Origin of the sequence: Arthrobacter koreensis (assembly GCF_009193255.1) — a bacterium.
Lineage (GTDB): Bacteria > Actinomycetota > Actinomycetes > Actinomycetales > Micrococcaceae > Arthrobacter_B > Arthrobacter_B koreensis.
The window spans coordinates 320,022-337,499 of sequence record NZ_WACG01000002.1; the positions used below are offsets into that span (position 1 = coordinate 320,022).

The 17,478-nt window shown below is 65.0% G+C and carries 13 protein-coding genes; 7 read left to right on the forward strand and 6 right to left on the reverse strand.

Annotated elements, in window-relative coordinates; all coding sequences use genetic code 11:
• Positions 1-112: 112 nt before the first annotated feature.
• A complete protein-coding gene (locus tag GD628_RS08445) occupies positions 113-889 on the forward strand; it encodes an IclR family transcriptional regulator domain-containing protein (protein WP_091605105.1) in 777 nt (258 codons plus the stop codon).
• Between the two features lie 91 nt (positions 890-980).
• Here the strand turns inward: GD628_RS08445 and glsA are convergent, their stop codons facing one another.
• Genes glsA through gad form a run of 3 tightly spaced genes read right to left on the reverse strand, consistent with a single transcriptional unit; the run spans position 981 to position 5,077 of the window.
• Complete coding sequence (gene glsA / locus GD628_RS08450) at positions 981-1,934, reverse strand: glutaminase A (RefSeq protein WP_152274419.1); 954 nt, start codon at positions 1,932-1,934, stop codon at positions 981-983.
• Positions 1,931-3,682 carry a glutamine/gamma-aminobutyrate antiporter GadC gene (gene gadC, locus GD628_RS08455; RefSeq protein WP_226802438.1) on the reverse strand — a complete coding sequence of 584 codons (1,752 nt, stop codon included), beginning with the start codon at positions 3,680-3,682 and terminating at the stop codon, positions 1,931-1,933. The genes glsA and gadC overlap by 4 nt, the downstream gene beginning before the upstream one ends.
• Positions 3,683-3,694: 12 nt before the next feature.
• Entirely contained in the window at positions 3,695-5,077 is a 1,383-nt protein-coding gene (gad, locus tag GD628_RS08460) for a glutamate decarboxylase (protein WP_152274420.1), read from the reverse strand.
• Between the two features lie 326 nt (positions 5,078-5,403).
• On the opposite strand from gad, the gene GD628_RS08465 reads away from it, so the two are divergent.
• Positions 5,404-5,808, forward strand: a complete 405-nt coding sequence (locus GD628_RS08465) for an Hsp20/alpha crystallin family protein (protein ID WP_091605094.1) — start codon at positions 5,404-5,406, stop codon at positions 5,806-5,808.
• Positions 5,809-5,864: 56 nt separating this feature from the next.
• Entirely contained in the window at positions 5,865-7,898 is a 2,034-nt protein-coding gene (locus GD628_RS08470) for an MFS transporter (RefSeq protein WP_226802439.1), read from the forward strand.
• On the opposite strand, the gene GD628_RS08475 is transcribed toward GD628_RS08470, so the two are convergent.
• Both GD628_RS08475 and GD628_RS08480 read right to left on the reverse strand, forming a co-directional pair.
• Positions 7,899-8,987, reverse strand: coding sequence for an alkene reductase (locus GD628_RS08475; protein ID WP_226802440.1), 1,089 nt, complete (start codon positions 8,985-8,987; stop codon positions 7,899-7,901).
• A 94-nt stretch (positions 8,988-9,081) separates the two neighbouring features.
• On the reverse strand, positions 9,082-9,570 hold the full coding sequence (locus GD628_RS08480) for a PaaI family thioesterase (protein ID WP_091605088.1): 489 nt from the start codon (positions 9,568-9,570) through the stop codon (positions 9,082-9,084).
• A 244-nt stretch (positions 9,571-9,814) separates the two neighbouring features.
• On the opposite strand from GD628_RS08480, the gene polA reads away from it, so the two are divergent.
• From polA to GD628_RS08500, 4 genes are all read left to right on the forward strand, one after another.
• On the forward strand, positions 9,815-12,448 hold the full coding sequence (polA, locus tag GD628_RS08485) for a DNA polymerase I (RefSeq protein WP_420837569.1): 2,634 nt from the start codon (positions 9,815-9,817) through the stop codon (positions 12,446-12,448).
• Between the two features lie 23 nt (positions 12,449-12,471).
• Positions 12,472-13,782 (forward strand): GNAT family N-acetyltransferase, encoded by a 1,311-nt coding sequence (locus GD628_RS08490; RefSeq protein WP_152274422.1) that lies wholly within the window; start codon positions 12,472-12,474, stop codon positions 13,780-13,782.
• Between the two features lie 326 nt (positions 13,783-14,108).
• Positions 14,109-15,581, forward strand: coding sequence for a 30S ribosomal protein S1 (rpsA, locus tag GD628_RS08495; RefSeq protein WP_091605081.1), 1,473 nt, complete (start codon positions 14,109-14,111; stop codon positions 15,579-15,581).
• A 154-nt stretch (positions 15,582-15,735) separates the two neighbouring features.
• The gene (locus tag GD628_RS08500; protein ID WP_091605078.1) at positions 15,736-16,449 is read left to right on the forward strand and encodes a hypothetical protein; all 714 of its coding nucleotides are present in this window, start codon (positions 15,736-15,738) and stop codon (positions 16,447-16,449) included.
• On the opposite strand, the gene GD628_RS08505 is transcribed toward GD628_RS08500, so the two are convergent.
• Positions 16,446-17,465, reverse strand: coding sequence for a LacI family DNA-binding transcriptional regulator (locus tag GD628_RS08505; protein ID WP_377955530.1), 1,020 nt, complete (start codon positions 17,463-17,465; stop codon positions 16,446-16,448). The genes GD628_RS08500 and GD628_RS08505 overlap by 4 nt on opposite strands.
• Between the last annotated feature and the right edge of the window lie 13 nt (positions 17,466-17,478).

Here is a 17,478-nt window from a genome sequence, read left to right on the forward strand (position 1 = left end):
CTGTGGCTTTGCCGGCCAGTGCGCCGCCGGACCGCGTTCCGGAGTGGGCTAGGATCGGTGGATCGGCGGTTGGGAAGGACCCGGCACGAGGACAGGTCAGGGGGAAACCACAGTGGGCGCTCCGCAGGGTGACTGGTATGTGAAGTCCGTCGAGAAGACGTTTACCGTCCTGGGCGCATTCACCGAGGAAGAGCCGCTGCAGAGCGTCAGCGAGGTGGCTGCCAAGGCCGACCTGAGCCGCGCCGCCGCAAGGCGGTTCCTGCTCACCCTCACGGAGCTGGGTTACCTGTCCACCGACGGCGCCCGGTTCCAGCTGGCACCCCGCGTGCTCAACGTCGGCTCGGCATTCCTTTCCAGCCTGACGCTTCCCGCCATCGCGGAGCCGCACCTGAAGCAGCTGTCCGCGGACCTTCAGGAAACCGCGTCAGTGTGCATCCTCGACGACGTGCACGTGGTGTATGTTGCCCGGGTCACCTCCCCGCGGCTGGTCAGCGTGGCCGTCCAGGTGGGAACGCGCTTTCCGGCCTGGGCAACGTCCATGGGACGGGTGCTGCTGGCCTCGCTCGATGAAGCAGACCTGCAGGACCGGCTGGCCCGGTCGGACGTCCGCCGCTTCACGCCCAGCACCGTTCCCTCCAGGGAAGCCCTGCAGGCGGAAATCAGGACGGTGCGTGAACGCGGCTGGTCAGTTGTCCGTGAGGAATACGAGGAAGGGCTCAGCGGAGTTGCCGTGCCGGTCCACCGCGGAGGACGGGTGGTTGCCGCGGCCAACGTTTCCCTGCACCAGTCATACGGCAGGGCCGCAGGACTGGAGGAAATCCTGTTGCCCCGGCTGAGGCGTGCCGCTGAAGACATTTCGGCCGACTACGGCATCCGCCTCACGGGGTAGCCACCCGCGTGCCGGCAGGATGCCGCGGGGCAGGGAACTGCGGCGGAGACCCGTTCGCACGCCCCGCCGCAGTTCGTCTTGTGATGCCCCGCTAGGCTGCGTAGTCCGAGGCGTTGTACAGGTTCAGCTTTAGCGCCGAGGCGATCTGGGCCACCGCCTTTCGTCCCCGGACGCTGTTGCCGGCAGCGTCCAGCGGGGGTGAGAAGGCGGCAATGGCCAGGACGCCCGGCATGACTGCCAGGATCCCGCCGCCCACGCCGGACTTGCCGGGAAGGCCTACCCGGTACGCCCAGTCACCCGAGGCCGTGTACAGCCCCTCCATGGTCATTTCCGCCAGCATGGGCGGGATGATGTCCGGGTGCGTGATGGCAGCCTGCTTCGTCACGGGGTTGGTTCCCCGTGCGGCAATGGTCGCTCCCATGGTTGCCAGGTCAACCGCTGTCACCAGGGTGGAGCATTGGCGTGTGTACACGTCGCAGGCCTCCATGGGATCCGAGTACATCGTCCCGCCTGAATACAGCAGCCAGGCGATGGCCCGGTTATGGAAGTTGGTGGACTGTTCCGAGTCGTTCACCGCATCGCTCAGCCGAATGTCCCGGCCGGCGAAGGCAGACTGGGTTGCCAGGATTTTCTGCCAGCGGTCCTCGGCGTTGCCTGCCGGGATCAGGGACACCGTGGCCATGGCTCCGGCATTGACGAGCGGGGAGAGCGGCTTGTCATCGTGCAGGGCCACGGCAATCACCGAATTAAACGGCTCACCCGTGGGGTCCGCCCCGACTTTGTCGTGGAACTGGGGCAACCCGACTTCATCCATGGCGCGGGCCATCGAGAAGACCTTGGAGATCGACTCCAGCGCAAACTCGAAATCCGAGTTGCCGGCTTCGAAAACCTCGCCGTCGGCCGTGACCACGCTAATGCCGAACAGTGCCGGATCGACGGAGGCAAGGTAGGGGATGTAACTGGCGTTCTTACCGCCCTGGTCCGGGGTGAAATCGCTGTGGGCCGTCTGAACGGCGGCCTGGATGGCTGACTTGTCGATTTTCATACCGCTGAACTCCCTCCTGCGGCCGGCCCCGGGTGCGGCCGGTGGACGCGTGTCCCCCCGCCCTGCTCAGACCCCCGGGAACCGGCGCCGGTGGCAGACGGTTTACCGGTGTGCTTGCCGGCCGGGGTGCCGCCCGCCGCTGCCGACTTCGGGGCGTTTCCGGCCGTCTCCTCCCAGGTCTCTGACAGTTCGGCAGTGGTCGTTGAGGACTCGTTGACTGTGCCCGGGTGAACGTGTTCCAGCTGCCAGGTGAACGGCACAAACTCGGCCTGGGGATCCTTCCAGTGCGGCTTGCGGAGCGCGTAGATGACCAGCGGAGCAATAATGAGCAGCACTGCGCTGCCCACGAGGATGCCCACATAGGTTGCCGGGGACCCCACGGAAATCTGGTCCGGCGGGATGAAGCTGAAGACGAAGGCCATGAGCGAGCCCAGGAACCCGACGCCGCCGAAAATCCACATGCCCAGGTCGCCGCCGGGCACCCGGTAGGGGCGGGGGCGGTTCGGCTGGCTGTAACGCAGGTAGATTGCCGCCGCGAACATCAGCAGGTACATCACCAGATACAGGATCACGGTCAGCTGGCTCAGGATCTGGTACGCCGCCTGCACCGAGGGCAGCACCACGTAGACAACACCCAGGGCGGTGACCATAAACGCCTGGAAGAGCAGGATGTGCGTTCCCATTCCGTGTTTGTTGGTGTGCTGCCAGAACCGCGGAAGATACCCTGCCCGGCCCACGGCGAGCAGACCGCTGGACGGGCCTGCCACCCAGGTGACCACGCCGGCCAGCACACCGATCAGGAGCATCGCGGCGACTATTGGCGATGCCCAGCCGATGCCGGCCCATTCGAACATATCGTTGTAGGAGGTCAGCAGGCTCTGCGTGAGGTTGATGTCCGCCTGGGGAACAACAAAGGCAATGGCCAGTGTGCCCAGGACGAAGATGACTACCGTACCTGCCGCGGCAATCAGCACGGCAAGGGGATAGTTCCGGGTTGGATTCTTCACGTCCCGGACGTGAATGGCGTTCATCTCCATGCCGGCATAGAAAAGGAAAATGCTTGCGGCCAGCACAACGTTGGAGAAGTTGGAGAAGTCCGGTACAAGCTCTCCCCAGCCCATCTTGATCTGCGGGGTGTTGCCCGCAAAGTAGTAGGAGAAACCGAGCACCACGAGGATGCCGGCGGGGATCAGGGTGCCGACGATACCGCCCCACTGCGCCACTTTCGAGAACGCCGCGGCGCCCCGGAAGGCGATAAACGTCGCCAGCCAGTACACCACCAGCACGACGGCGAGGACGAACGCCTTGTTTCCCGACAGCTGCGCATCGATGTTCTGGTCCGTACCCGTGTATGCCAGCGACACCGCGCCGAAGGTGAGCACGGTGGGGAACCAGATGGTCACCTCGATGAACAGCATGAACATGGCCAGGAAGGCCCAGCGGGGGCCGAAAGCTTCGCCCACCCAGCGGAAGACGCCTCCGGTCTCCGGCCAGCCTGTCGCGAGTTCGGCGGCGACGATCGAAACCGGAATGAGGAACACGAGCGCAGCGAAGACGTAGTAGAAGATCGAGCTCAGTCCGTACTCGGCCTCGGCAGGCAGGCCGCGGAGGCTCACCACCGCAACGATATTCATGACGGCGAGCGCACCGACGGTGATGGTTGCGTTCTGTTTTGCCCGGCTCATGCGGCCGTTCCCGGCCGGTGATCCGGCGCCGGTTGATGCAGCTGATGCATTTGAATCGCTCACTGAATTCACCTCCTAGTGGTGGAATCCCGGATGCTCCTGCTCGACGGGCATGGGCGCGCTCAGGTTTTCCAGGTAGGCGGTTTCGTCCTGGATGTCCTTGAGCAGGCGCCCGGCCAGGTCCATGCTCAGGCCGTTGCGGACCACGATCCGCTCGACTGTCAGGTTGCCCAGGTTGTCCGGCATCGGGTAGGCAGGGACCAGCCAGCCCTTTGTCCGGAGCCTGTCGGCCAGGTTGTAGAGCGTCCAGCGATCCGTGTGCCCCTCCTTCAGCCGCCAAGCGAAGACCGGGATGTCCGAGCCGTCATTCCACAGCTCGAAGGGACCTATCTCGCTGATGCCGTGGGAGAGATACAGCGCCACGTCCTGGCAGGTCTGCTGGACCTTTTTGTACCCTTCGAAGCCGAGCCGCAGGAACATGTAGAACTGCAGCACAACCTGGGCCCCGGGACGGGAGAAGTTCAGCGCGAAAGTGGGCATGTCCCCGCCAAGGTAGCTGACGTAGAAGATGAGGTCCTCAGGCAGCCACTGGCGCTCCCGCCAGACAACCCAGCCGAGGCCGGGGTAGACCAGGCCGTACTTGTGTCCGGACGTGCTGATGGAATGAACCCGTTCAAGCTGGAAGTCCCATTCCAGCTCCGGCTGGATGAAGGGGGCGATCATGGCGCCGGACGCCCCGTCCACGTGGATGGGAATGTCCAACCCGGTGGAGGCCTGGATTTCGTCCAGCTTCGCAGCGACCTGCTTCACCGGCTCATACATGCCCGTGTAGGTGACGCCCATGATCGCGACGACGCCGATGGTGTTCTCGTCAACGTACTTCTCGAGTTCGTAGCCGTCGAGGCACTTGTGCTCCTCGCTGATGGGAACCAGGCGCGCCTCAATATCGAAGTAGTTGCAGAATTTCTCCCAGCAGACCTGTACGGCGGAACTCATGATCAGGTTGGGCTTGTCCGTGGACTTCCCTTCGGCCCGTCGCTTGTGCTGCCAGAGCCGCTTGAAGGCGAGCCCGCCCAGCATGCACGCTTCCGACGAACCGATGGTGGACGTGCCAATGGTGCCCTGCGGGTCCGGCGAGTGCCACAGGCCGGCAAGCATCTTCCAGCAGTACTGCTCAATGGCCGCCGTCTGGGGATACTCATCCTTGTCGATCATGTTCTTGTCGTAGGTTTCCGCGTACAGCCGGTTCGCGTTGTCGTCCATCCAGGTACCGACGAACGTTGCCAGGTTCAGCCGCGCGTTTCCGTCCAGCATCGTTTCATCGTGCACAATCTGGTAGGCCGTTTTCGGCAGCATGCCGCTTTCCGGAAACTCGTACTTCGGGATTTGGGTGGCTTCGCCTTCGCGGGAGAATATCGGATTGACGCTCAGAATATCCTGCGGATCGTGCTGCGGCATGGCTTCGACCTCTCGTAAGGAGTGACCAACGTGGCTGCCGGCCGTGGTGAGCGGCGGCGCTTTGAGCCCCACAGGTGCGCGCGTTCGACTATACGCGCGGGCTTTTCACGTTTTCTAGGCGTGGCCGGTATTAGGACGCGTGGCGCCCGGAACTGCTCCGGGGCATCCCGAGCTGGGCTTTGGCGGCCGTCTCCGCGGTCCCGCCCGTTGAGGCACGCGGCGCCCGCGCGTACCCTTCGAAGACCTCATCCATTCCGCAGCAGCCCCGGCCACGCAGTTCGTGCCAAGCACCTCGCCGGGGAGCGGCCAACCGCAGGAGAACGCCCATGGCAAGCCGACGTGACCGCTTCGAACTGCCGGAACCCATGCGCCGGCTCTTTGAAGGCGACTGGGAAGTCCCGGCCTTCCGGGTAGAGGAGTTCCGGGACACCGGAGCCATGGTAGTCCGGGCAGAAATCCCGGGGATCGATCCGGAAAAGGACCTGGATGTCACGGTGTCTGACGGAACGCTGCGAATCCGCGGCGAACGGCACGAAGAAGCGGCCAACCGGGCGCGGAACGGTTACCGGTCCGAGTTCAAGTACGGCTCATTCAGCCGGGATATTCAGCTGCCGGCCGGTGCCGGCACCGACCAGGTGACGGCGTCCTACCGCGACGGCGTGCTGGAGGTCCGTGTCCCGATCCAGGACGCAGGCAGCACCGGCCGGAAGGTCCCCGTCAGCCACGGCTGACATCACCACCGCGCGCTCCGCCCTGAGGTAGCAGGCACCGGCACCGAGGAGGCCCCGTGTCCCAGCAGAACCGGAGCATTCAGGCACACTCCAGGGCAGACATGTCACCGCCCTGGCTGGTCACTGCCATCATGGGGCTGGGCGGCATCACGGTGTCCCTCGAAAAGACGGCCGTGGTGCCGCTGCTCCCGGAGTATCCGCAGATTTTCCAGGTGAGCTCCGACGACGTTTCCTGGCTGGTCACTGTAACCCTGCTCAGCGCGGCTGTTGCCACGCCCATCGTCTCCCGGCTGGCGGATATGTTCGGCAAGAAACGGATGCTGATGATCTCCCTGGCCCTGATGGTGGGGGGGGTCATAGCTGCGCTAGGCGGTTCATTCGCCGCAGCCGTGATTGGCCGTGCCCTGCAGGGTTCCGCGGGGGCAGTGATCCCGGTGGGGATCAGCATCCTGCGGGATACGCTGCCCCAGCGGCGCATCGCCGGAGCGGTTTCCCTCATGAGCGCCAGCTTCGGGATCGGCAGCGCCCTGGGACTGCCCATGGCCGGGCTCATCTACCAGAAGCTTGGCTGGGAGGCGACTTTTTGGATCGTCGCCCTGTTCGCCCTGGCAATCCTCGCTGCCGTCTACTTCTTCGTGCCCGAGTCCACCCTGCGCACCGAAGGCCGTTTCGATTACGCGGGGGCACTCCTGCTGTCCGGTGCCATGACGGCGCTGCTGCTGGCCATTTCCAAGGGCGGCGTCTGGGGCTGGACGAGTGACGTCATTCTGGGCCTCTTTGCTGCGTTCACGGTCCTGATAGCGCTTTGGTTCCCGCTGGAACTGCGCAGCGGGCAGCCGCTGGTGGACCTGCGTACCTCCGCCCGCCGGCCCATCCTGGTGGTCAACGCGGCGGCGGTCCTGGTGGGCTTCTCCATGTACGCCAACATGCTGGTCACGACTCAGCAGCTCCAGCTTTCCCGCGTGACCGGGTTCGGGTTCGGACTCAGCGTCCTCGCGGCGGGCCTCACGATGATTCCTTCCGGGGTGGCCATGGTCGCGGCCGCCCCCTTGTCCGCCCGGATCACCAATACGTTCGGCGCGAAGACCACGATGATCACCGGCTGTGCCGTGATGGCCGCGGGGTACCTTGGCCGGACGTTCCTGGTCAGCACGGTAGCCGGAATCCTCACGGGAGCCGTGGTCATCTCGGTGGGGACCGCCATGGCTATGGCTGCCATGCCCACCATCATTATGAGCAACGCTCCGCGGCGGGACACGGCGGCGGCCAACGGGCTCAACACGCTGCTGCGCTCGGTGGGCACCTCCACCTGCAGTGCGGCCGTGGTGACCATCCTGGCGTCAATGACCCTCGGCATTGGCGGCCGTGTCTTTCCGGGGCTGGATGCCTTCCGCCTGATCTTCATCCTCGCGGGCCTCGCTGCTGCAGCGGCGACGGCCCTGTGCTTCCTGCTGCCCCGTGCCAGCCGGCACGAGGCGACCCACCCGGACCTGCACTCCGGACGGCCGGGAGCATCCGGAGAGGACATGGCGGGGGACCGGCTGCCGAAGCCGGCGCTCCGCGTGACCGGGGTGCTGCGCGCGCCCGGGGACCGGGGATCGATTGACCGCGGCACGGTGTCTGTCGCCGACGTAGATGGAACTCCCGTTGACTGGGACCGCACGGATGAACACGGCAAGTACACCGTGGCTCTGCCCGGACCGGGACGGTTCGTGTTCGTTGCCGCCCACAGGCGCTGGCTGCCGGTTTCGGAAGTAGTTCAGGTGCGCGAAGCGCCGGCGCCGCAGGAGATCGACATACACTTCGCCAATCGGCTGATGCTCACCGGCCGCGTACGCCGCCACGGTCATCCGGTCACAGGGGCACTGATCCTCCTGGTTCCGGAGTCGGGTGAGTCTCCGGCGTTCTCGGCCGTTTCGGCCCGGGGAGGCAGCTACGAACTGCCGCTGCCGGCCCCGGGCCGTTACGTGCTCAGCGTTACCGACCCGTCAGGGAAAACCCACACCCGCCTGGTGGTGCTGCCTTCCCCTGACACCGTCGTGGACGTCGAGCTGTGCGGAGAGCCGCCGTCGGCAGCCCTGAAGGTTTAGTCAGGCGGGTGCACCGGCGTATTCCGGGTAATCGGTGTAGCCTTCGGCGCCGTCCGAGTAGAACGTCGAGGGATCCGGCTCGTTCAGGGGCAGGTTGTGCTTCCAGCGCAGGACAAGGTCCGGGTTCGCAATCGCGGGACGCCCGACGGCGACGGCGTCGCACAGGTCCTGTTCCAGCAGCCCGGCGGCTTCTTCGCGCGTGGTGACGACGGCGAAACCGGTGTTGAGCAGGACCGGGGAGCCAAAGCGGCGGCGCAATTCCTGCACCAGCTCACCTGCCGGATCATTGTGCAGGATGCTCAGGTAGGCGAGTCCGAGCGGCGCGATCTCGTCCACGAGGGCGCCGTAGGCAGCCAGCGTCTCTTCAGCGTCCTTCTCCCACGCATCCTGGATGTTGTGCTCCGGTGAAATGCGCAGTCCCACCCGGTCCGCTCCAATGGCGGCAGCCACGGCGGTGACAACTTCCACCACGAAGCGAGCACGCGCTTGGGGCGAACCGCCGTAGCCGTCGGTGCGCAGGTTGGAAGCCGGACTCATGAATTCGTGCAGCAGGTAACCGTTGGCACCATGGAGTTCAACGCCGTCGAACCCTGCCTGGACGGCACCAACCGAGGCCCGGACGAAGATGTCCCGCATCCCGTCCAGTTCAAGCTCGCCAAGTTCCCGCGGCTGGGCGTGGGGCAGCTTGCCCGCCGGTGTGCGGATGACGCCGTCAATTGCGACGGCGCTGGGGGCCACTGTCTGGAGCCCGCCGTTGATCTCAGGGTGGGAAACCCGTCCGGCGTGCATGACCTGCGCGAAGATCCGGCCACCTTCGGCGTGCACGGCGTCAGTCACCTCGCGCCAGCCGGCGAGCTGTTCGGGGGTGACCAGGCCCGGCTGCCCGGAGAAACCCTGGCCCTCGGGGGAGGGATACGTACCTTCTGAAACAATCAGGCCGAGTGAGGCCCGCTGGCGGTAGTGCTCCGCTACGAGCGGGCCGGGAATGCCTTCCGCGCCGCTGCGGACGCGGGTCAGGGGCGCCATCACCAGGCGGTTGGGCAGCTCAAGGGTGCCAAGGGTCAGGGGAGAAAACAGATCTGTCTGCACGTACTTCCTTTCGGCAGGCAATAGGTATCCACCTGCACATTGGGGGGTACCTGCGGCAACCCCCGCCGCCGGCTCCCTATTCCCGTAAGGCTGCCTAACGGACCTCGCGGATGAGGTTGGTGATGCGGGCGCTTGAGAGCCGGCGCCCTTCATCATCGGTCATGACTACTTCATGCGTGGTGAGCGTGCCGCCCAGATGCACGGCCGTAGCGGTACCCGTAACCAGACCGGAGGAAACCGACCGGTGGTGGGTCGCGCCAACTTCAATGCCGACGGCGTAGCGGCCGGGTCCGGCGTGCAGCGACGCCGCAAAGGAGCCCAGGGTTTCGGCGAGGACCACGTGGGCGCCGCCGTGCAGGATGCCCGCCACCTGCTGGTTGCCCTCGACGGGCATGGTGGCAACAATCCGGGAGGGTGACATTTCCAGGAAGCGGATGCCGAGCTTCACCACCAGGGGTCCGACTCCGGATTTACCCAGCCAGGGATGCAGTTCCTCCGGCACTCCGGCGTCGATCAGTTCCTGCAGCATGGGGACTTCGCCCTGCGCGGGGCCGGCCTGGCCCGGCGTGAAAATGTCGCTCATGCCCACTAGGCTTACATCTGTGAGTGAAACTGCCAAACTGGCCTCTGCCCCTGTCTCTGAACCCCTTCCCGAGCCCGCTGATTCCCTGGAGGAAACCACGGAAGCGGAGTCCCGGACCGAGCCGGCCGGAGCGGCACCTGCAGGCAGCCACGCGGTGGACACGGCGCTGGCCCCGGCTGAAGCCGCCCTCGGAAAACCCAACGCTTCCGGCCACAGCCGGCTGCTGGTCATCGACGGGCACTCTATGGCTTTCCGTGCCTTCTACGCCCTGCCGGCAGAGAACTTCTCCACTGACACCGGGCAGCACACCAACGCTGTTTACGGCTTCACGTCCATGCTGATCAACCTGATCAAGAACGAAGAGCCCACCCACATTGCCGTGGCCTTTGACCTGGACACTCCAACGTTCCGCACCGAGGAGTACTCCGAATACAAGGGCGGGCGCAATAAGACGCCCGAGGAATTCCATGGCCAGGTGGACCTGATCATCAAGGTCATGGAGGCCATGAACATCCCCACCATCACCCTGGACGGCTACGAGGCGGATGACATCCTTGCCACCCTGGCGGAGCAGGCAGCCGGCCGGAACTGGGATGTCATGGTGGTTTCCGGAGACCGGGACGCCTTCCAGCTTGTTAATGACCGGGTCACCGTGTTCTACCCGAAGAAGGGCGTCTCCGACCTGCCCCGCATGGACGCGGCTGCAGTGGTGGAAAAGTACCTCGTGCCGCCGGACAAGTACTCGGACCTCGCGGCACTGGTGGGGGAGTCCGCGGACAATCTCCCCGGCGTACCCGGCGTTGGGCCCAAGACCGCCGCGAAGTGGATCAAGGCCTACGGCGGACTGGAAGGCATCCTGGAGCACCTTGATGACATTAAGGGCAAGGTAGGTGATTCCCTCCGCGCGAACATCGAGGGCGTCAAGCGCAACCGCCGGCTGAACCGGCTCCTGCGGGACCTCGAACTTCCCGTGGACCTGGACGCCATGGCTGCACGCCGGCCGGACCGTGAAGCCATTGAGGAACTCTTCGATGCCCTGCAGTTCAATGCCCTGCGCAAGCGGCTCTTTGACGTGTATGGGGAAGAGGAGGCGCCCGGAGCCCATCCGGAAATGCTGCCCCCCGTGCACACCACCATCACTGCAGCGGACGCGCTGGAGGCATGGTTCAAGGCCACGAACCAGAAGCCGGCGGGGCTCCGGCTCGTGACCGAAGGAGCAGGCGAGGCACGCGAGGCAACCGGCGTCGCCGTGGTCACCGACGACTCGGCGGCTTTCATTCCCCTGACCGAGCTGGACGCCGGGGCGGAGAAGGTCCTGGCGGACTGGGTGGCAGATACGAACGCACCCAAGGTGGTCCACGACTTCAAGGACTCTTACAAGCTGCTGTCCCGCCGCGGGCTCCACCTCGACGGTGAAGTGGACGACCCGGCCATTTCCGGATACCTGATCCAGCCGGACCGGCGCAGCTATGACCTGCCGGACCTGAGCCTGCAGCACCTCAAGCTGTCCCTTGAACCGGCCGCGGGATCCGGAAACCAGCTCGAGCTCACCCTTGAGGGTGAGGACACCGCTGCACCGGCCGTCATGGAGGCCTTTGCTGCACTGAAGCTGAGCGAGCATTTCTCCGGGCAGCTGGTGGAGCGCGGCGCCAACCAGCTCCTGGGCGGACTCGAACTCCCGCTGGCGGAGGTGCTGGCCGAGATGGAACTGGCCGGCATAGCCGTCTCCACCGAGAAGCTGGACCAGCTGCTGGACGAGTTCGGCCGCACGATCGACCAGGCCAAGACCGAGGCCTTCGAGGTCATCGGCAAGGAGATCAACCTTGGTTCCCCGAAACAGCTGCAGGTGGTGCTTTTCGAGGAGCTGGGCCTGCCGAAGACCAAGAAGATCAAGACCGGATACTCCACCGATGCGGACGCCCTGTCTGACCTGATTGTGAAGACGAACGGACATCCGTTCCTCGCGCACCTCCTGGCCTACCGGGATGCTTCCAAACTCCGCCAGACGGTGGAGGGCCTGCGGAAATCGGTGTCCGACGACGGCCGGATCCACACCACCTACGCCCAGACCGTAGCGGCAACCGGGCGGCTGTCCTCCATCAACCCCAACCTGCAAAACATTCCGATCCGTTCCGAGGAAGGCCGCCGGATCCGTGAGGTCTTTGTGGTGGGCGAGGGCTACGAGACCCTGCTGACCGCCGACTATTCCCAGGTGGAAATGCGCATCATGGCGCACCTGTCGGGAGACGAAAGCCTGATCCAGGCGTTCCGGGACGGGGAAGACCTGCACCGTTTCGTCGGCTCGCATATCTTCGGTGTCCCGCCGGAAGAGGTCTCCAGCGCCATGCGGTCCAAGGTCAAGGCCATGTCCTACGGCCTGGTCTACGGCCTGAGCTCCTTCGGCCTGTCCAAGCAGCTCTCGATTCCGGTGGACGAAGCCCGCACCCTGATGCGCGACTACTTCACCCGCTTCGGTGCCGTGCGTGACTACCTGCGCGGCGTCGTCGAGCAGGCCCGCAAGGACGGTTACACCTCCACCATCGAAGGCCGCCGCCGCTACCTGCCGGACCTGGCCAGCACCAACCGGCAGCTGCGCGAGATGTCCGAGCGCGCCGCTTTGAACGCACCCATCCAGGGCTCTGCGGCGGACATCATCAAGAAGGCAATGCTGGGCGTGGACGCCGAACTCAAAAAGCAGGGCCTGAAAACGCGTATGCTTCTGCAGGTCCATGACGAACTTGTCCTGGAAGTCGCGCCGGGGGAGCGGGAGGCCGCTGAGAAGCTGGTCCGCGAACAGATGGCCGGCGCTGCCGATCTCTCCGTGCCCCTGGACGTATCCGTGGGCTGGGGTGCCAGCTGGCATGAGGCAGGCCACTAATACCTACAACCCAGGGGGAATAGATGAGCGGCACTAACACCGGGACCGCCCTGCGCACCGAACGTTTCAGCCCCGGATTTACGGATGCTGACCCAAAGGCTCCGGACGAGCCCACCTCGAACTGGCTCGAGGCCGTCAACCTCGGATTCCACGATGCGCGCTGGGATCCCAAGCACCTGGCCCCGATCGTCCAGGCGTACCAGGCTGACGGGCGGATGCTCACCGGAGTGTATGACGACGCCGCGCCCGAGCACGCCTGGAATCCGAAGGCACCGGTTGCCACGTATGCGTCGATGTCCCACGACCTGAACGCCGGAGCCGGACTCCTGCCGGCGCACCAGGTCACCTCGGTGACGGTGCGGCCCACACACCGCCGGCAGGGGATCCTGACGGGAATGATCACCGGGGATCTGCGCCGCGCGAAGGAGGACGGTTTCGCTGTTGCCTCCCTCTACGCCTCGGAGGCCGTCATCTACGGCAGGTACGGGTTTGGCGCGGCTACGTCGGAGGCGGACATTGAAGTGGACGTCCGCGGCCGGCTGGAGCTGCGGACGGCGCCGTCGGGTGCCACCGCCGTGGCGGACCTGGCCGGGATGGAGAAGCTCGCACCCGAAATCTTCCAGCGCCATCTTGAAGCAACACGCGGGGCTCTCGGCCGGCAGGCCGGCTACGCCAAGCGCGCCGCCGGACTCTGGGGAGACCTTCCCGAGGAGCAGAAGGAAGTGCGCGCAGCGGTCCATTACGACGCCGCCGGCACCCCGGACGGGTACGTGACCTACCGCTTCCTGCCGTGGGAGACCGAGCCGCACACCCTGAAGGTCCTGGACCTGGTGGCCGTGGACGACACGGCCCGGCTGGAGCTGTGGCGGTACCTCGGGTCTATTGACCTGGTCGAGAAGGTCACCGCTTCCGCCCCGGTCAGCGACCCGCTTCCCTGGGCGCTGGCCGACCGGCGGCGCTACCGCATCACGGGTGTCGAGGACGCGCTCTGGCTCCGGGCACTGGATCCTGCCGCGATGCTTCGTGCACGCGGCTTCGAGTCGGACGGGAACCTGGTCATTGGCGTCACTGACCCGCTGGGGCTCGCCGACGGCCGGTGGCTGCTCCAGGTGAGTTCAGGGGCTGCGGTACTGACCGGGCTGGGCCGCGAGGAGCCCGAGGGGATCCCCGCGGTGGAAGTGGATGCGACGGCGTTTGCGACGCTCTACCTGGGCGGCGTGCCTGCTTCGATGCTGGCGGCTTCCGGCGTCATCCGCGGCAGCGTCGAGGCGGTCGAAGCGCTGGGACGGTTGTTCGACGTGGTCCGTGCGCCCTACTGCAGCACGCACTTCTAAGCGGATACCCGCCCGGGGAATTACGGGCGTTCTTTCCTGGTTGCCATGGACAGGGGAAAAGGACTACCGGAATCCCCGTACGGCTTTGACCTGACTTGGAGGCTCCGGCTAGACTGAACAGGCGCGTCACGCGTGCTGGTTCGGCTTCCACATTTTCCACATTGCTGGAGGCCACCTCCAAGCGCAGGGCGGGCACCAACATTATTTACATTCTGTCCATCTCCGGACAACCAAGCACCGTCTTGAGCCCGAGTCCTCGGGTTGCACGCGAGCCGGTGGGAGCGCATCCGGAATTACAACAACTTCCACATCGGAGTCCCAACTACATGACCATCACCACCACCGAGAAGTCCGGTACCCCGCAGGTCGCCATCAACGACATCGGATCTGCCGAGGACTTCCTCGCCGCCATTGACGCAACGATCAAGTACTTCAACGACGGCGATCTCGTCGAAGGTACCGTCGTCAAGGTTGACCGCGACGAGGTTCTGCTCGACATCGGTTACAAGACCGAGGGTGTCATTCCTTCCCGTGAGCTTTCCATCAAGCACGACGTTGATCCCGGAGACGTAGTCTCCGTTGGCGATCAGGTCGAGGCCCTGGTGCTCACCAAGGAAGACAAAGAAGGCCGTCTGATCCTCTCCAAGAAGCGCGCACAGTACGAGCGTGCCTGGGGCGACATCGAGAAGGTCAAGGAAGAAGACGGCGTCGTCACCGGTACCGTCATCGAGGTTGTCAAGGGTGGTCTTATCCTCGACATCGGGCTGCGCGGCTTCCTGCCCGCATCCCTCGTGGAGATGCGTCGCGTCCGTGACCTGGCTCCGTACATCGGCCAGCAGATCGAAGCCAAGATCATCGAGCTGGACAAGAACCGCAACAACGTGGTCCTGTCCCGCCGTGCATGGCTCGAGCAGACCCAGTCCGAGGTCCGTTCCACCTTCCTCAACAAGCTGGAAAAGGGCCAGGTTCGTCCGGGCGTTGTTTCCTCCATCGTCAACTTCGGTGCATTCGTGGACCTTGGCGGCGTAGACGGTCTCGTCCACGTTTCCGAGCTGTCCTGGAAGCACATCGACCACCCCTCCGAGGTCGTTGAAGTTGGCCAGGAAGTCACCGTTGAGGTTCTGGAAGTTGACCTCGACCGCGAGCGTGTCTCCCTGTCGCTGAAGGCTACGCAGGAAGATCCGTGGCAGACCTTCGCCCGCACCCACGCCCTGGGCCAGGTTGTCCCGGGCAAGGTCACCAAGCTGGTTCCGTTCGGTGCGTTCGTCCGCGTCGAAGACGGCATCGAAGGCCTGGTCCACATCTCCGAGCTGGCTGTCCGCCACGTAGAGCTGGCAGAGCAGGTTGTCTCCGTTGGGGATGAGCTGTTCGTCAAGGTCATCGACATCGACCTCGAGCGCCGCCGCATCTCCCTGTCGCTGAAGCAGGCGAACGAGGGCGTCGACCCCGAAGGCACCGAGTTCGATCCGGCTCTGTACGGCATGGCCGCAGAGTACGACGAAGCCGGCAACTACAAGTACCCCGAAGGCTTCGACCCCGAGTCGAACGAATGGCTCGAGGGCTACGAGACCCAGCGCGCCGCTTGGGAGCAGCAGTACGCTGACGCCCAGGCCCGCTGGGAAGCTCACAAGAAGCAGGTTGCCCAGCACAACTCCGAGGACGTTGCTGCTGCATCCGACTCCGCTGAGTCCAGCTCCACCAGCTACTCCTCCGAGCCTGCTGCATCCGAGTCCGCTGCCGGTACCCTGGCATCCGACGAGGCACTTGCCGCACTGCGCGAGAAGCTGACCGGCAACTAATTTCCTGTTGCTAAGGTGCTAGCTGCCTGAAAGGCGGGTTCCCACTTCGGTGGGAACCCGCCTTTTGTCTTGTCAGGAGGGGGCAGGCGGCTGTTGGTAGGCTGGTTGCGCCGTCACTAGCCAACACAAAGCATCACACCGGGGGAAAACAGATATGCAGGTCAGCGGGCCGTTTTCAATCAGCGGCGAGGAGCTTCAGGAACAGATTCGCCGGCGGGCACAGGCCTCCGCCCTGCACCTGCCTCCCAGCCAGGCAGCCAACCTCATCAACGGGGTCGCGGAGGAGGAACGGGAAGCCAGCTCCTGGGAGGAACTCGAAGCAGCCGATGACCGTCAACGGGAGCTGCAGTCCAGGTTCGCTGCTTATTTCGACGCCGCGGAAGCAGTGGAAAAGTCCGAAGCCGAGTCGGACCTGCCACGCTTCCGTGCCTGGCGGAAGGAGCAGCTGAGGGTGGCCCGGGAAACGGACGGCGCCGCCGCGGCAAGTGCTGCCTGGGTCAGGATCGCGGGCGGGATCCTCCTCGCAGCCGTCGTGCTGGCGAAACCGTTCGGCCTCATCTCCGGTGACGCGTTCTTCACGGCTGCGGTACTGGCCGTGGGGGTCATCCTCCTCGGTACGCAGCTTCTTAGGAAACGCCGCAGCCCGCTGTGGAAAGGCGTCTTCAGCGATCCGAAGTTTGCCGCTTTCTCGGTCTGGCACTGCGCATCCGAGGCCGCAGCCGCGGCGCTGATTCGGGAGCGTGAACCCGATGCAGTCCAATGGGAGGACGCCTTGCAGATCCTGGAGTCGCGCTGGAACAGGCGGAACCGCCGCAGCTCCCTCTGGGCCGAGGAAGACTACAGCGGCATCCGCTACACGCCGGCCTAGGCCGACTCCCGCACCACCAGTGAAGTAGGCAGCCGGCAAACCCGCTCCGCTGCCCGGCCTTCAATCAGTTCCACCAGCATACGGGCCATCTTCTCCCCAAGTTCAGCAATGGGGTGGTGCACAGTGGTGAGGGCGGGTTCGACGCCGGTGGCAAACTGGTCATCGTCAAAGCCCACGAGGGCGATGTCTTCGGGGATCCTGAGTCCGTGCTTCAGGATGACCGAATGCGCGCCCGCTGCCATCTGGTCATTTGCGGCGAAGACGCCGTCAAGGGGCTTGCCCCGCGCCAGGAGCCGCTGCATCGCCGCCGCGCCGGAGGCAACGGTGAAGTCCCCGTACTCCACCAGCGCGTCGCTCAACCCGGCCTGGTGCAGTCCGCCACGCCAGCCGGCAAGGCGGTCCACGCCCGGCGGCATGTCCTGGGGTCCTGCGATCGTGGCGATATTCTGCCGTCCGGTGCTGATCAGCCGCTCGACGGCAGCCAGCGCACCTTCCTCGTTGTCCACCTCTACGTAATAGCTGTCTGCTGCGTTGAGCAGCGGCCTTCCGGCGAACACGATGGGCAGGGCATCGCTGAGGTGCTCCCAGGAGTGGTCCCCGCTGTGGTGGGAAACGACCAGCACACCGTCCACGTTGCCGCCCATCAGGTAACGCTGGGTCTTGCCCGGGTTCGCTTCGGATGACGTGACCATGTTCAGCATGTAGTCCGTGGAGTTCAGGTACTTCGCGACCCCTTCCACCACCGTGGCAAAGAAGGGGTCCGCGAATACCTTGGACGTTGACTCGGGAACCAGGAGGGTAATGGTGTAGGTCCGGCGGCTGGCCAGGGTCCGCGCTGCCCGGTTGGGTACATAATTCAGCGTCCGTACCGCCTGCTCAACACTGTGCACGAGTTCCGGTGCAACCGAGGTTGAGCCGTTTACCACCCGCGACACGGTGGCCCTGGAGACTCCGGCAAGCGCAGCCACCATCTCCAGGGTGGGTGCGGGCCGCACCTGCCCCGTCTCAGTACCCAATGGGATCTCCATT

Coding starts and splice junctions, on each gene's coding strand:
- GD628_RS08465 (WP_091605094.1), top strand. CDS start 5,404: ATGGCAAGCCGACGTGACCGCTTCGAACTGCCGGAACCCATGCGCCGG.
- glsA (WP_152274419.1), bottom strand. CDS start 1,934: ATGAAAATCGACAAGTCAGCCATCCAGGCCGCCGTTCAGACGGCCCAC.
- GD628_RS08490 (WP_152274422.1), top strand. CDS start 12,472: ATGAGCGGCACTAACACCGGGACCGCCCTGCGCACCGAACGTTTCAGC.
- GD628_RS08480 (WP_091605088.1), bottom strand. CDS start 9,570: ATGAGCGACATTTTCACGCCGGGCCAGGCCGGCCCCGCGCAGGGCGAA.
- gad (WP_152274420.1), bottom strand. CDS start 5,077: ATGCCGCAGCACGATCCGCAGGATATTCTGAGCGTCAATCCGATATTC.
- polA (WP_420837569.1), top strand. CDS start 9,815: ATGGCTTTCCGTGCCTTCTACGCCCTGCCGGCAGAGAACTTCTCCACT.
- rpsA (WP_091605081.1), top strand. CDS start 14,109: ATGACCATCACCACCACCGAGAAGTCCGGTACCCCGCAGGTCGCCATC.
- GD628_RS08500 (WP_091605078.1), top strand. CDS start 15,736: ATGCAGGTCAGCGGGCCGTTTTCAATCAGCGGCGAGGAGCTTCAGGAA.